The following is a 14343-nucleotide window of genomic DNA, read 5'->3' on the forward strand; positions in this document are numbered from 1 at the left end:
AAGGTCACGGCGCGCGAATGCGGTCACCGGACCCCGAGATCCGGGGTCCGGTGCCTCGGCGACGTCAGGCCGACTGCGCCTTCGGATTGGCGCCGTACGCATTGGAGCCTGGCATGCTGTTCTGGACGAACAGGAAAAAGTTGTAGAAGGGAATTAGCATGAACCAGCCGCTCTTCCCAATGTCGTGAAGCCTCCGCGCCGAGACTGCCAAGAGGGGCATCAAGAAGATCAGAGAGACAGCGCCTGAGACCAAACGGATAGCGGCTGCCCCCGCCACAAGGGCAACTCCCAACTTCACAGCTACGCTGATTGCCCAGACGATCATCACAAACCACCAGAACTCGCAGCGTCGAGCGCGACCGCTGAACTTCGTGTACTGCTTGAGGCACTTGATAAACCAGTTGATACCGTTCACTTCACTTCCTATCTAGAGACAAACCGCTTCAGATCTCGGGACCTTCTCTGCTACTGCATTACTTTGCGTTGATCGATACGGAGTCGAAGATCGCCTTGGCGCTATTCCTGACGTCGTCCGCCTTCGATTGCGGGCCGAGCACTTGGATGCTGGCGAGCTTGTCGCCGATCACGCCCAGAGCCATAACCATGTGGACGTCGACGCCGTTGTTCTTCATCGACACTTCGACCGTCTTGGCAGGGTGCTCACCAAACTTGACATCACCCTTCGCGACAACTTTCATCGCGGCATCCATGTTCTTCAGATTTGCCACCGTCTGATCGAGGAGCGAGGCTGAATCACCGCCCGGCGACGTGCCACCCACGAGGGTGACGCTTCTTGCGTTGTCGCCATAGACGGAGGCGCCACCTTGTTCCATGGCGAGGCTGAGATCTGCCGGAATGCGGACAGTCATCATGCCGCCCAGAAGTTTGACGCTCTGGGTTGCCTGCACGGCAGCTTCTTCCGCCTGCTTGCCGGCCTGAGGGCCATCCTTGCTGCAGCCGATTAGGAGTACCGACGCAATCGCGGAAGAGGCAATGATGTGATGAAGTTTCATAGAGAAGACACGTGTTGAATGGAGTCGCAAAGGCTAGGGTCTCCGACCTGCAGCGGAAATCCGAAAGATCCGAATTGCCCGCGTCAGGTTGCCCGAGTCGTGCGACGTTTCGCACCCACACCGCACCGCATTGAACGAGGGCGCGCTACGTTCAGTAGCGCGCCCCATCAACGGAAAGGCGGATCACACACGTGGAAGCGCCAGGACTCCGCACGGGTGTCAACCGGACACGTATCCGACAAATCGCCAAACGCCATCGTCGTCCAACCTGAAGGACACAGTTTCGCGACCCGTGCCACCTTCAGCGTTCCGGACATCAAGCTCTACCGTCGCGTAGATCCTGGCCGGAACCTGCTCAAATTGATGCTTGGCCATAAGGATCTCGCAACTACGCGCGCCTATGGGTTTCGCCACGCGGGTCGGCAAGATCCCATCGGTTGGTGGCGGAGGTTGTTGAGGATACGTTCGAACAGATTCTCCGCACTCGTACATGGATACCGAGCTTGACTCGTGCAAAGATTGAGGGAGTGAATGTCACTCCTGAGGCGATGCAACGTCTGGATGAGTATCGCAAACGACGAACCTATGCAGGGGCACTCTGCAAGGACCCGCTTCACCCTCCGGGGCCCATTGATCCCACTCATCCCCAAGACGGCCGAGCTCGCTGTGTGCAAGGACACCTCTGTGTTGCGCGCGCGTGCCCGCAAAGTGTCGTACTGCGCGACAGCGTGAGCGACATCTGCAAGACGGTCGCTGAACTGGAGTGGCGACAACGCCACACTGGAACGGTGCGCTTCTCAGTCGGAAGCGAAGCGGATGACTTGCTCTTTCTCCGTAAGACCCTTGAGCAATAGCCCATACACGAGGTAGAGGAGCACATGACACTCTGGCGGTCCAGAATCGAGAATGGGGAGCATATTCCGATCCAGTTCGGGGGCGTCCACTGATGTCAACTCAAGCCTCAGCTGTTGCCCAGATCAGCTTCGATGGAGATGTAATCAGCAACCAAGTTCTGTTAACCACAGGAATCGAACCAAGAGACTTGCGGGACGCAGACCGAGATCAACTGTTGTCCTTTCAAACGCAACTCTTAATGGACGATGAGTGGGGCATACCCTCGAAACTCCGGGCGCCTGTCAATGGCCGAGGTATGTCGCCGTGCAAGCGTGCACTCAATTACTATGCAAGGCTCGTCCCATCGCGGTACGCGCGAGAAGATTCTCTCGTGGCTGGAGCGGTTCTCTCCACCGATCACCAAAGGCGCCAGTATCGAGGAGCCGACAGCAGCCTCGTTACATGAGCAAGTTCGCTTGCTCTCTGCACAGCTTCAATCCATGTACCAGCTTGAGATACCGCGGCGTGATAGCGAACTGCGAGACCTTCGCGCGAAAGTTGAATTGCTAGAAGCAGATAACATTAGATTGAGGGAGCAAGTTTCCCAAGGCCGGATAGTGCGGATGCCCACCAAACGTAAGCCGTAGGCACGAAGTGCGCTATGGCCTGCTGCTGCACGCCATCGCTCACCTGACCTAGCTCCAGCTTCCGTGCATTCAATCTCGCACGCTTCAGCTGGCAACCGCTGACGCAACCGCTTTGGAGGCAACACGAACCTGCAGCTCGACATTGCCACGACGTCTCACGTTCTCAATCTCGCTCAACATCTAGCAGGGCGGCATATGCATTCCAATCGATAGCAGGGACCGTCCCCAGCGATTGCAGCTTGTTCAGCAAGCGGAAGAGAAAGAACACAAGGCCGGCTTCCTGCCGGCCGATCGACAACCGATCACCCTCGTCAAAGACGTCGAAGGCTCCGTGCGACAGGCCGCATCCGCAGTCGATGCGCGTTTCCGGCGCGACCGCAAGCAACGACATCTGATCACGAAAGGCCCGCGAGAACCCGCCGCTCCATTCGACCTTCTCGGCGAGGATGCCGCCCACTATCGGAAAGATGGCCTTTGCGGGATAAACACCACCAGCGTGGGGAATCGGTACTGAGGTTCGCCTCAACCTGCGCACGGACGCTGCCTTATCGGACGCGTATGCGAGATTCGTTGCATTGATCTGCGGCTTGGCATCAAAGACTGCATAAATCGCCTCTGCGGGAATCAGCCGAATCGTGGCGGTTTCAAGCAAGGTGGGCGTGTACTGCTGATCAAAGATGATCACATCGAGTTGGTCACTTGTCCGCCCCATGCTATCGACGGCGATCCCCCCGTCAACCGCATAGCGCTTAGGCAGATAGCTGCGAAGTATGGAGATCCAGTCATTTTCGGTTGAGCGCCCACGCTCCCCGTCATGGGTAATCGTTTCCGCCGCGTGCATCAACTCAAATGCCAGCCGCTTGTGAACCCGCGCAAATGCTTCGCGCAGGAAGCCAGGGCCATCACTCTCGGAGTGCCGTTTTGCAATGTTGACCATGTCTTGTCAGCTCGCTGGAAAGTACTTGCCCATCAACGTGCGCCAGACGGCGATGGCCTCACCATGCCGCCCCTGTGCCTCGAGGCGAGACGCGTACGCCGCCTGCTGCTCAGCCTTTCGCAAGGCATCAGACGCCGCTTGGCGCATCTGCGCCGACATCTGGTCAGATACCGGCGGTCCAAGGCCCGCCGGATCCGGCCAATCTTGGAAGACGCCCTCAGCTGCCGCAGCGAAGAAGCGCCGCACTTCACTCGGGTATGAGCGAAAGGGGGCGTCGACGAGTCGCTGCGCCATCACCTCAATCAGGAACATGGGCTTGATCGGCTTGCCCGCGTTTCGGTTCCAAGCCTTAAGCATCTTGACCAGCGGCACCCAACCACCATCGCATTCCTTGTTCTTGGCGGTTGCTTCGGCCTTGTGAACTTCCGGATCGGACAGGATCCACTCGCCCTTGTCCCTATCTGGAATCTCGTAGCCTGACGCATGGTCGAACGCAGGAACACAGTCGATAGACAGCACCTTCCCGGTGTCGTCCGCTGTCGGGCTCTTCTTCTCGAACGTAACGGTCACACACCGGCGCCCAAGCTCGACACAGTCCTGTCCGAAGTCCTTGGTTAGTTGCTTGGAAAATGCCAGAAGCATGTCTGATGGCGTGCCATCCCTTCGCCAGCGCTCCTTCTGTCCGAGCTCAAAGAACACATCAACATCCTTGAGCGGTTTCGTCTTCGTGTGCCGGGCATAGGATCCGGTCAGGAAGTCTCGGTCCACGTCAAAGCCTGCCCGTATGGAGTTTCGTACCTGGGTGTGGCGAGCGATGGTGTCCTTTCGCTCGGTCTCGCTGAGCTCCAGGCGCTGGCGATAGGTTTCAAAGGCTTCTTCGACGCGCGTCATTAGCGGTAGTACCTCGCACTCGCATTGATGTCAGGGGTGGAGATCACGGTGCCAGCGTCGCGAGCGAGCAAAGCTGAAACGTCCTTGAACTCGCAATCCACGATCCCGTGAACAGCCGGGGCGCCTGAGCGCCTGCTCAGTAGCACCCTGTAGATGCATCCCGACGGAGGAGCCTTGGCCTTGGCAACTGTGTCGCGCAGGAAGGCCTTGTCGACCCACAACTCTTCCACGCCTGCCGCGTCGTAGCGTATGGGGAAGTCCCAGCGGGCAACAGCCGTGTTAGAACCAACCGGGTAGAACTCGATCGTGATCACCGTGAGGTGCCCCGATTCCATCCAGGCACGGGCCGCATTGCCAACGGGGCCGCTCCAACTGTCGTGCAGCGCCTTCGGGTCCAGGCCGTAATCGCGGACCAACTCCGAAAGCAGGCCGCGCATCTTGTCCGCGACGTAGGTAGCCGTGTGGGTACGGGTGTAGCTGCTGGTGTAGGTCCCTGTCATCCGAGTACCGTCCAGTCGATGGCCAGCGCACCTGCAGTGCCTGTGGCGGCCTTGTCGTCGCCCACCTCATCGCCCAGTTTTCTAACACTGATGCGTCCAGTCCCGAGCGCAGCCGTCATCCACGCCACGTCCTCGGCTGCAGCGGGCGCGCTGATTCGCCAGTCCCCGTCCGTCGGGTTCCACGACAGCGCATCCACACTATGGCCGCGTTCAATGGCGTCCGCGTCATAGCGCAGGTAGATCACGAGGCGTGGGCCTGCGCCCCATACGACGATCGGATGGTCCGTCGGATACTCCTCGCCAATGACCGCCTCAAGAACGCTGCGTGCAGCCTCCAGCTGCTGAGTGTCCTTGGACCCCGCCCCTGTAATCAGCTCTATGATGCGTGTCCATGTATCCTTCGCGCTGCGCTGAGGCGTAGAAGCAATGATGCGGCTCACCTTCATAGGACCCCCACGCGACTCTGGGTGTCCACCGCGGTCTCAATGGCTTGCAGCAATTGATGCGCCGTCATGCGTCCCGGGTCCTTGGCCGTCTCGACAGTCCCTGCGGCCGCAAACGTCACCGTTTTCCGCAGACGGCGACCATCCAAGCCAGCCGATGCCGCCACAAATTCCTTGCTCCTCTTACGCAGTGCGTCCAAAGCTGGCCAGCGCGATGCCAGCTGCTTCAACGCGTCCTCAATGATCTCCAGTCGCGCCGAGTCCGACGGGAGACCGATATCTTCAATCGCATCGGCCCGGGACAGGAATGCCTTGTCCAGGGCTTCCGGAAAGTTCGTCGTGGCAATTAGGAGCACGTTGCGGTGCTTGCGGGACAGCACATCAATCCCCGCCAGTGCCGCGTCTGTGGCGCGATGCACATCGACTGGGTTGCTGTCCAAACTCAGCTTCTGACGATCGGCGGCAATGGTTTCCACCTCGTCGAGCAGGACGATGCACGGCCCTTGAGCGGCCCGCTCTGGGATTACTTCGTGGAACAGGCGGGTGACTTCCTTTTGGCTCCGTCCAAGCGATGCGCTCGCCAGCGCGTGTGGATCGATCTGTACGAATCGCGGCCTGCTTCCCTTGAGGGACTGCGCGACCTGATTAGCCAATCCGCGTGCCAGCGTCGTCTTGCCTGTACCGGGTGGGCCGGACAGCACGACCATTCCATGGACAGGCATGTCTTCAAAGGAAAAGGTCTGGCGCAACTGCAGAGAAAGCAGCGCACCCGCCACAAGACGGTCCTTCAGCGCCGCCTCCACCTTGATCGAGTTCCAGGCGGCCGCGAATGCGGTGGAAGGCAGTTCGATTTCTTCAGCAATCATGCAAGCTCCAGCGAGGATGGGGGATGGGAGGTCAGACAGGGCTCCGCCAAGGGGTTATCAGGCCATCAAAGCAGCTCCCCGTCGCACCGGGAGCGACAACGTCGGTCGCGAGGACCCCCTCATTCCTATAGGCTCCAAAAGAAGGGAGGCGCAGACAACCGAAGGCATTGTCGGGGCGGGGCGCCTTTTGGAGCCTAAGGGGACAGGAGGACCGAAGGTGGCCGATTCGAACGCACAGGGCCCAGCCGCGGACGTGGCACGCCAGGCCCTAGATGCAATGAATGAGCAGGACTTCGCATGGCTGTCTCGGGCAGCCAGGGACCTGTGCGCTGGCGACACGCTCTCGCCGGAAGATCTTCTGGCTGCGGCTTTGGGTCGCTACCTGGCGGGCGTCCGGAAATGGAATGACAGAGTGTCACTACGGACGCAGCTGTACTCAGCGATGCGCAGCATCGTGTCCTCATGGCGCAAGTCGCGAGCCCGGGCCCCGAAGGTGGAGTCCCTGGACGAACTTCTGGAGCACGCAGATGCATCGGGCGACGAGAGCGGGCTTCCGCCTTCGCTGGGAGCCGAGCGGGAGGCGCGATTTGAGCAGCTGCTCCAAGTCATCGGATCCGCGTTCCCGGATGATGAGGTCGCCAAGGATGTCCTTGGCGGGATGGCGTCGGGCATGTCTCCTGGGGAGATCCAGGAATGCCTGGGCATCACGCCCACTACTTACGCTTCGGTGCAGACTCGGATCAGACGCCAGTTCGCCAAGCTGCGCGCTGCAGGAGAGCTTCAATGACCACCCGTCTAACGCCTTCGCAGCAGTACATGACTTTGATCGATGCCATGTATCAAGACACTTCGGATGACCTCGATCTTGGGACGTCGGGCGCATTCGATCGTAAGGAGATTATGGCTCGCGCCGAGGTGCGCGCCGGGAAGATCCGATTTTCGGCTGCAAGAATGGCATTGAAGTCCACGCCGAGAGTTGCGCCACGAGAGCTTAGCGAACGGGTGAAGGCACAGGCTCGGCTGTTTCTGCAGAAGCTCGCTTCTCAAGAGCCAGCACTAACTGCAAAGTTCTCTCTCGCGTTTCGATCCGGGAAGGAACTACCTGACGAAGAAGTTCTTCAGATCCTTTCAGACCTACAGTCGCTGGGTGTCGATGTGGAAGGACTTCTCGATCGAGCAAGTGATGACGCCTGAGACACTGCTCCGCCAACTCGGCATTACGTCCCCGACTCAGTTGGACCTCGAAGTCATTGCTTGGCACTGCGGTCTCGAGATTCAGTACCGACCACTGCGTGGCTGTGATGCCCGGGTCGTTGGCTGCGGCGACCGAGGGCTGTTGACGATCGACTCTCGACAGCTTGAGGAGCGCCAAAGGTTCTCGATCGCCCACGAGCTCGGTCATTGGCTGTTGCACCGAGGGCAGCTCATGATGTGTCGCTCAAACGAGATCGAATCACCTTCACATTCCGCGAAGGGATTCGAGACGGATGCGGATACCTTCGCCGCCGCGCTATTGATGCCGGCGTATCTCTTTGCGCCAGCAGTTGAGCGCGTTGCTCGAAAGGAGCCTTGGGCGCAAGTACGGCTTCTGTCCGAAGAGTTCAGGACAAGCACGCTGGCAACTGCGCTTCGGATGGTCAATCTGGACTTATGGCCGGGCTGGCTGCTCTCATACTCAAAGACCGGGCGCAACTGGTATCGGCGTAGCGTGAAGGCCGCGTTGGACACTGTGCCATGTGCAATGCTTGATTCAAGGTCATCTGCATTCGACATAGCCTATGGCGCCTCATCTGCCGCAAAGCCCAGAAAGGTTTCTGGCGACGTATGGTTCGATACCTACGCGTCGCAACGTGTCCAGTTGCTTGAGCATGCCCGGAAGTACGGGGACGATGTTCTTGCGCTTGTCTGCGCGACGAACTAGTCAAGTAGAGCAGGCAGATATGCTGCCAATATCGTTCTAGACAGCCGTCACCTGTTCAACGACCAGGAGACTTAGCGTATTTGTGCGACGAGAAGGACCGCTGTCAGGCGTCGAAATGTTACCAACCGGCATCTGAGCAGATCTGATGGCAAGGCCCATGGAGTCATGGCTTGGCCGCAAGCTTCGCCCGCCAGCCGCGCTTCTCGACGGAACGGACATTCGAGGTCATCTCGAGTTGAGTCAAGTACTTCATAAGGTCGGGCAGCTCGGTATCGCGAGCATCCCCAGTCCATTCGGTTACGCACACGAGGTTGCCGTAGTTCTTCGAGTATTTGCTAGGAGTGTCGTCAACGCCAATGATGTCTTCGAGCCGAAAGCCCAGCTTCTTGAGCTTGGCCAGACGTTTCTCGGTCAGATGTCCGCCAGTGGTCCAGTCCCTGGTGATGCTGCAGCGTTGTGCAGACCAGACAAACTCTAAGGCGCGCCCGCCCACCAGCAGCGCGACAAGGGGTTCAGCGTAAAGCCTTCCAGAGGACGTCCATACCCCGACTCGAAAGCGAGTAAATGCGAAGTCTAGGAATGCGTCGAGGTGGGGACGTTTGTAGACGTGATAGCCCGCGATATGGAGATCTGCAGGCCGTTCCAAAGTCTGCTCGCTCGAGAATACCAAAGTCTCGTCCAAGTCCAGCACAAGCAGCTTCACGTCTATCGCGTCTCCATTCACTCCGACTGTCGGTGCGCAAGCGTGCTCGCACTCTCCCCACTAGCTCGGAGAGACCGCTCGGGACATGGCCACCGGCGCTACTGCACGCAGGCAAATTATCTGGAATTATTGCGCCATTAATAATCATTTGGCGGCGGATAATTCCGGATGGTCCCAAGGCTCCGCGGTCGTGCATCCAATACCGCGATCTACGCCCCGCGCGTATTCGGTCCTGTTAACCTCCGGTTCCGATTGACTTTGGCCAGTTTAAAAACCAGAGCGGCGTTTGTATCGTGGCCCCTTAAGAAAGATTTCTTTCTTTAGTGCAGCGCTTATGAAAGATTTCTTTCACAGGATCTGGACACGCCACTTTGGGTGCGCCAGTGGCGATGAACGCTCGCGCCGGACGATGGCAGTGCCTCGCTCGGGAGCCCGATCTTTAGGGTCTGAGCTATGGCCACTACATAGTTGCGAATTCCGGTCGAGTTGACCTCCGGTTCCGGTTTACTTTGGCTGGTGCAAACAATTTGTGCCGGTGCTGACCTTGATTACGGTGCTGATCAGTTGACGTATCGATATCGCGGGCTGAGCGACATCGTCGATCAATGCAATCAGGTGTCGCATAGAAATCGCTCGAGCTGATCGACCAGTTCGCGCTGCACCTTGGAGTTCCCAAGCGTGCCCCAAGCTCGAATGAGCCTGCCTTCGTCCTCCTTCGGCCACGGATCTGCATCCAGCGCCAACCAGCGTCTCGTGTGAGCCGGGCGTCGTCGATCCAACCATAGCCGGATGCACGCGTGCCTCGTCGCCAGTTTGGAGTGGTATTCGCTCCAAAGCGGCGTGGTCAACTCCGGCAGCCAGATACTATCGATAACTCTCATCGCCAACGCTTCCGGCAGCATCGCTCTGATCTCGTCCAAGGGGCGGTGATAGGCCCACCAACTGGATACGACGATTTCAATCTGCCCCAGCCAGGGCTGAAGAACCCCTGCTAGCAGCGGGGCATGTACAAGCCATGGGCCCTCATAGCGTCGAGCGATTTCCCGTCCGGCGCTATTACGTGTGAACTCCCACAAGGGATGAAGCGTCCCGTCGAAGTCTAAGAAGAGAATCAGCTTATCGGTGGCGCAGGTAGCCATTGGCACATCATTTCGGGTCTGGGACCCACTTAGGTCGCAGCCTGGCCGCCCTTGAGCCGCCTGCTCTTATATTGCGGGACATGCCGATCCAGGAACTCCCACATGGCGCCGCCAAAGAGGAGTGCTTCGCCCGGAAGACTGATGTTGAGGGCCTTGGTGATGGCCAAGGCGTAGTCGAGCTGAGCCTTGGAGGGCGGCCGCAAATCCCAATCCAGAACTTCAGCGAGCGCCGGTTCCAGTGCGACCCGAAATCGCCCTGCCCACGCCGCTTCGTCTTCCGGGCCGCCAAGACGCCCCCATTGAATGCGCAGCACCTCGGCCGTCTCCGGCTTTATCGGAATACGCAACTCCACCGCTAGCTGGTCATCGCAGCGCGTGAGGTGCATATCACTTCGCCGTGACTCGTTAGCGCTGGGTTCAATAGCCGTCACGTCATGCTCCGTCTCAACGATTCTTACGCCATGCAGAACATGCGTACTCATGACGCACCCCCCGTGCCCCGTAGGGAATGCAATGCTTCAAGCAGCCATTCGTAGAGCTTGCGGCGCTCGCTCAGGATGTCGGCGTCAATCAGCATTCCGGGTCGCAGGGCTTCAGGTTTCCCATACGGGTTCACTGTCTGTGCGTCGAGTGTTACCAACACGCGGTAATGGGTTTCCGGACGCTGCGGCTCAGAATTAAGGTCGTTGTTCCGGACCGCATCACGGAGTGCGTTCCGGTGCCGACGCGTGCATAGAGTCCGATCGCTGCCGATCCAGCGCCTGGGCGCGCAAAATGGCCTCGGCATGCAGATCAACTTGAGCTTGCCGCTCCGCCGCCCACCTGGCCTGCCGGTCGCGATGGTTGCGGCGCCATCCCCATACGGCCAGCGACGCGAAGCCGACGACGTACAGCACGCCCAGTCCCGCGCCGAGCCAATGGCTCCAGTCCCCGTCCGTCGCAGCCTTCCGCCCTTGGCTCCAGGTGAGGAACCCGAAGAAGGCGATCACCAGCCATATGAAGTTCTGGGCACGCGCGCCCCAATGACGCAGCAACCAGTACAAGCCGACATACAGCAACGGCAGCAACACCACGTTCGCCGTGATCTGCGCCGCCGGTTTCATCGATGCCGGGGCCTGCTCGCTCAGCCAGGCCGCCAACACCGCCGGCGCCATCAGTAGCGCCAAGTACAACAGGACGCGCCCCAGCCAAACCAGCCAGAGCGGGTAAATCGTGAAGGTGATGCGATCGTTTGAAGGCATGGCAACTGCTTTGGTCGAGGAGGTATCCGGTGTGCGACGTCATGTGATGCCAACTACTTGGCTCATTAACCCGGATCTGATTGGACGACTCGGCACCATTGGTAAGGCTGCGGATCAGTCCCGATCGACGCCCGCTTCCTTACACATGAGGGGCTCAGCAATTGCAAGTTATGGCGAGCCAGCACCTGCATGGCTTGCTCCTGGAGTCGGTGATCTTCAAGTGCGAGATCGACGCTTCGAGATGCGGGCAGAATCAGTTCGCACTTTCGAGAGGGAGACCCGATGCCACCAAACTCCGGCTGAATCTCAAGTTTTAACTTGGCTGCCCACCATTGCAATCGAGCGCAAGTCTCATTCAAGCCCAGCAATTCCACGGCTCGATTAAGTCGCGCCACCCGCTGCTGCCTGCGATCATCGGCAGCCGGGAGGATGGCGAAGATCCGACCTGGCGTGGAATCCCACATTGCGCGCGCCCGTGCTTGATAGCCAGGACCTTCGGGAAACCCACTGACACCGACAAAGCGATACTCCGCAGAGAGTATTGGGATGATCCATCCTTGCGGCTCTATGCCGGTCATCACTACCGTCGCTGGCTCAGGCGTGGCCTCAGGGGTCTCTGCCTGAAAGCCCGTCTGGCCGAGACCTGCGCGACCCCAGCCAGTCCACCCCATCACCGCGACTAGTGCGCAGGCGACAACGGCAACAGTTGCCAGACGATGAGCCCGATCAGCAGAACTGATTCGATGGATCACGATCCATAAGGCAATGGACGCCATCATCTCTGCGACCGCAAGGTAGCGATGAATGCTGAACATCGCCATCCACACCACAAATGACGTTCCCACGAAGGCCACCACCTGCCGTTGCGTAACGACCGGAGCCAACTGCGGCGGGTGCTGGGGCCGCCTCCGTCCGTGCACAAGGTGGATGACCCACCAAGCCGTCGCGAGGAATAACAGGAGCCAAACGATCTGACGCAATCCCACTTCACCGACACGCGCCGGATCCAAGGTCATTTGCACCGGCCACGTCATCCACTCGATGCCCGTCTTCGGCAGCCATCGGGTATCGGACACCAACGTCTCACTGGCCAGTGGCGATTTGAACAACGCATTGAACTGTGGCAGCAAGGGATTACGGAACGCAATCCACATTTGGTGGAACCACGCGCCTTTGAGCGCTCCAAACGCCACAAGAGATGTGAGCGTGACGACCGTGAGATGAAGCACGCCGCGCCGAGAGCACGCCGCGCCAACAAGAATGCCTGCCGCCAACGCCACGGCGTAAACGGCGTTGGTAAGCTTCAATCCCACTGCCAAGCCCATGCATACGCCACACGCCAATAGGCGCCAAACGGATGCACCAGCACGATCATGCGGCCATATCGCCAACAGCACGGCACCGAGCACGAAGGGTGCGGTGGTGTTGTCTCCCATCGTGCTCCCGAACTCCGAAAGGAATACCGACGACAGCATGCCCGCTAGGCCCAGTAAGGGCGCACGCGTGACTCTGCGATCGTCGTTCGGCAACGCAGTCCACGCGATTCCGGACAGCAGGATGAAACAGGCGCCCTGCCATGCCCCCATCAGGAACGAGAGCACTACCGGGGGTAATCTTGTGGACAACCAGAAGTACGGCACATCCAACAGAGGTGGGAAATAGCTCTGCAGCCCCACAGGAGCCAGATCCACGCCGACCCGATCGTTCAGGTAGGCATAGGCGGCGTAGTAGTGATAGTTCATCAGATCCCAATTGCGATCTTGACCCAAGATCACCGAGATCAGCCCCGCCACGATCAGGCTCGTGAAGGCGGAAGCGAGTACATTGCTCTGACTCGTGAAGCTGAAACGTTCCGACAGCGCGTTGGTAATTCTGGCTTTCAGGCGGCCTGCAAATCTCATTCTTGAACCGTTCCTCTGCTGCGGGAAATCACGGGATGAACCCGCTTTAGCGACTGGACGAGACCGAGAGATAGGCAAGGTGCTTTGCCTCTAATCGCCCCCGCGCGACATTGTTCAGGATCAGGCCGCAGGCGAGCGAAACCATTGCAGTGAGTGCCAGTGCAACGCTCATTAGCGCTGTGGGCAGTCGCGGCACTAATCCTGTAGAGAGATAGGCAGGCAACAATGGCGCCGCCAAGGCAAGCGCAGCGAGCAGGAGCGCAATGCCAACGCTGCCAAAAAACAGTAAAGGCCTCTCCGCCTGTACCAATGCTGCAATCGTGCGCGCGATCCGCATGCCGTCGCGGTAAGTGTTGAGCTTGCTGGATGACCCCGGAGGGCGCGCTCCGTACGGTGTAGCTACTTCGGCGACCGGCATACGCAGCTGCAACGCATGCACATTGAGCTCCGTTTCGATTTCAAACCCGGAGGCATGCGCCGGGAACGAGCGGGCATAGCGCCGTGAGAACACCCGGTAACCGGAGAGCATGTCCTTGAACGTGCGTCCGAATAGCCAGGCCACGCACCCCGTTAGCAGGCGATTTCCGAGACGATGCCCCAGTCGGTAGGCATCTCCGGATTTGGAGGTGCGTGCAGCGACCACCATATCGAGTCGCTGCTGCAGCAGCCGGCCGATCAGGTAAGGGGCGCACTCCGCGGAGTAAGTGTCGTCGCCATCCACCAAGACATAGAGGTCGGCCTCCACGTCCGCGAAGGCCCTTCGCACGACATTCCCCTTTCCTGCGGCGCTCACGTGCAGAACGTGAGCGCCCGCTTGCCCCGCTTCGAGCGGGGTGCCGTCCGTTGACCCATTGTCCAGTACGACGATCTGCGCGCCGGGCAATTGCTCGCGGAAGTCGCGCACGACCTTGGCCACTGTGACCACTTCGTTGTAGCAAGGAATGATGACTGCGATGCGCTCGCTGCCATCGCCTCTTTCAGTAAGGTACGTCAAGGAACGCAGGCCCGCGACTGCGGATACTTCTTGCAATATCCGCTTCTCAAGCGGACGTTCGCGTCAGGGTTCGGTATTTCGGCCCCGGGTTGGCATGTCAGTAGCTTCGCTTTTTCCCCGCTACAGACGGGGGTGGCTCGTCGCTCTACAGAGTGACTGTATCCGCTTGCTTCAATACAAAGCATCGAATGCCCAATCTCTTCGTCGGAACGTGCGCCGCCTGGAAATCCCTCGATCGGCCTAAACGGGCTCGCATAGCCGCAATCCAACATCGCCTTCCACACGTCTAGCTCGGTTGCTCCAGGCTTACTCC

The 14343-nt window shown here is 59.3% G+C and carries 16 protein-coding genes and 1 pseudogene; 3 read left to right on the forward strand and 14 right to left on the reverse strand.

Translation table 11 applies throughout. The features are described 5' to 3' along the window. Positions 1–64: 64 nt before the first annotated feature. From AAFF32_RS02315 to AAFF32_RS02345, 7 genes are all read right to left on the reverse strand, one after another. Positions 65–415: a DUF805 domain-containing protein gene (locus AAFF32_RS02315; protein ID WP_342316355.1), complete on the reverse strand. Its 351-nt coding sequence runs from the start codon at positions 413–415 to the stop codon at positions 65–67. Between the two features lie 58 nt (positions 416–473). Beyond that, a complete protein-coding gene (locus tag AAFF32_RS02320) occupies positions 474–1013 on the reverse strand; it encodes a DcrB-related protein (protein WP_342316356.1) in 540 nt (179 codons plus the stop codon). Between the two features lie 1644 nt (positions 1014–2657). Then, positions 2658–3431 (reverse strand): DUF6602 domain-containing protein, encoded by a 774-nt coding sequence (locus tag AAFF32_RS02325; RefSeq protein WP_342316357.1) that lies wholly within the window; start codon positions 3429–3431, stop codon positions 2658–2660. A gap of 6 nt (positions 3432–3437) precedes the next feature. Continuing rightward, a complete protein-coding gene (locus AAFF32_RS02330) occupies positions 3438–4322 on the reverse strand; it encodes a CBASS oligonucleotide cyclase (RefSeq protein ID WP_342316358.1) in 885 nt (294 codons plus the stop codon). After that, positions 4322–4822, reverse strand: a complete 501-nt coding sequence (locus AAFF32_RS02335; protein WP_342316359.1) for a hypothetical protein — start codon at positions 4820–4822, stop codon at positions 4322–4324. Before AAFF32_RS02335 ends, AAFF32_RS02330 begins: the two co-directional genes overlap by 1 nt. Further along, the gene (locus tag AAFF32_RS02340) at positions 4819–5268 is read right to left on the reverse strand and encodes a hypothetical protein (RefSeq protein WP_342316360.1); all 450 of its coding nucleotides are present in this window, start codon (positions 5266–5268) and stop codon (positions 4819–4821) included. Before AAFF32_RS02340 ends, AAFF32_RS02335 begins: the two co-directional genes overlap by 4 nt. After that, positions 5265–6131, reverse strand: a complete 867-nt coding sequence (locus AAFF32_RS02345; protein ID WP_342316361.1) for an AAA family ATPase — start codon at positions 6129–6131, stop codon at positions 5265–5267. Before AAFF32_RS02345 ends, AAFF32_RS02340 begins: the two co-directional genes overlap by 4 nt. A gap of 277 nt (positions 6132–6408) precedes the next feature. Here AAFF32_RS02345 and AAFF32_RS02350 point away from each other — a divergent pair, with 277 nt between their 5' ends. Genes AAFF32_RS02350 through AAFF32_RS02360 form a run of 3 tightly spaced genes read left to right on the forward strand, consistent with a single transcriptional unit; the run spans position 6409 to position 8052 of the window. Continuing rightward, positions 6409–6918 carry a hypothetical protein gene (locus AAFF32_RS02350; protein ID WP_342316363.1) on the forward strand — a complete coding sequence of 170 codons (510 nt, stop codon included), beginning with the start codon at positions 6409–6411 and terminating at the stop codon, positions 6916–6918. Beyond that, complete coding sequence (locus tag AAFF32_RS02355) at positions 6915–7325, forward strand: hypothetical protein (protein ID WP_342316365.1); 411 nt, start codon at positions 6915–6917, stop codon at positions 7323–7325. Before AAFF32_RS02350 ends, AAFF32_RS02355 begins: the two co-directional genes overlap by 4 nt. Then, positions 7285–8052: an ImmA/IrrE family metallo-endopeptidase gene (locus AAFF32_RS02360; RefSeq protein ID WP_342317199.1), complete on the forward strand. Its 768-nt coding sequence runs from the start codon at positions 7285–7287 to the stop codon at positions 8050–8052. The genes AAFF32_RS02355 and AAFF32_RS02360 overlap by 41 nt, the downstream gene beginning before the upstream one ends. 163 nt (positions 8053–8215) lie before the next feature. Here AAFF32_RS02360 and AAFF32_RS02365 read toward each other — a convergent pair whose 3' ends face one another. The 7 genes and pseudogenes from AAFF32_RS02365 to AAFF32_RS02395 form a co-directional block, all read right to left on the reverse strand. Continuing rightward, the gene (locus tag AAFF32_RS02365; protein ID WP_342316366.1) at positions 8216–8755 is read right to left on the reverse strand and encodes an HAD family hydrolase; all 540 of its coding nucleotides are present in this window, start codon (positions 8753–8755) and stop codon (positions 8216–8218) included. Positions 8756–9366: 611 nt separating this feature from the next. Continuing rightward, positions 9367–9894: an HAD domain-containing protein gene (locus AAFF32_RS02370; protein ID WP_342316367.1), complete on the reverse strand. Its 528-nt coding sequence runs from the start codon at positions 9892–9894 to the stop codon at positions 9367–9369. A gap of 29 nt (positions 9895–9923) precedes the next feature. Next, entirely contained in the window at positions 9924–10280 is a 357-nt protein-coding gene (locus tag AAFF32_RS02375) for a hypothetical protein (RefSeq protein WP_342316368.1), read from the reverse strand. Positions 10281–10372: 92 nt separating this feature from the next. Beyond that, positions 10373–10561: pseudogene (locus AAFF32_RS02380) on the reverse strand (hemolysin D); the annotation flags it as partial. Between the two features lie 34 nt (positions 10562–10595). Then, complete coding sequence (locus tag AAFF32_RS02385; protein WP_342316369.1) at positions 10596–11135, reverse strand: hypothetical protein; 540 nt, start codon at positions 11133–11135, stop codon at positions 10596–10598. Between the two features lie 65 nt (positions 11136–11200). Continuing rightward, complete coding sequence (locus AAFF32_RS02390) at positions 11201–13036, reverse strand: hypothetical protein (RefSeq protein WP_342316370.1); 1836 nt, start codon at positions 13034–13036, stop codon at positions 11201–11203. 46 nt (positions 13037–13082) lie between these two features. Beyond that, complete coding sequence (locus AAFF32_RS02395; protein ID WP_342316371.1) at positions 13083–14030, reverse strand: glycosyltransferase family 2 protein; 948 nt, start codon at positions 14028–14030, stop codon at positions 13083–13085. Positions 14031–14343 lie beyond the last annotated feature (313 nt).

Origin of the sequence: Lysobacter sp. FW306-1B-D06B (assembly GCF_038446665.1) — a bacterium.
Lineage (GTDB): Bacteria > Pseudomonadota > Gammaproteobacteria > Xanthomonadales > Xanthomonadaceae > Lysobacter_J.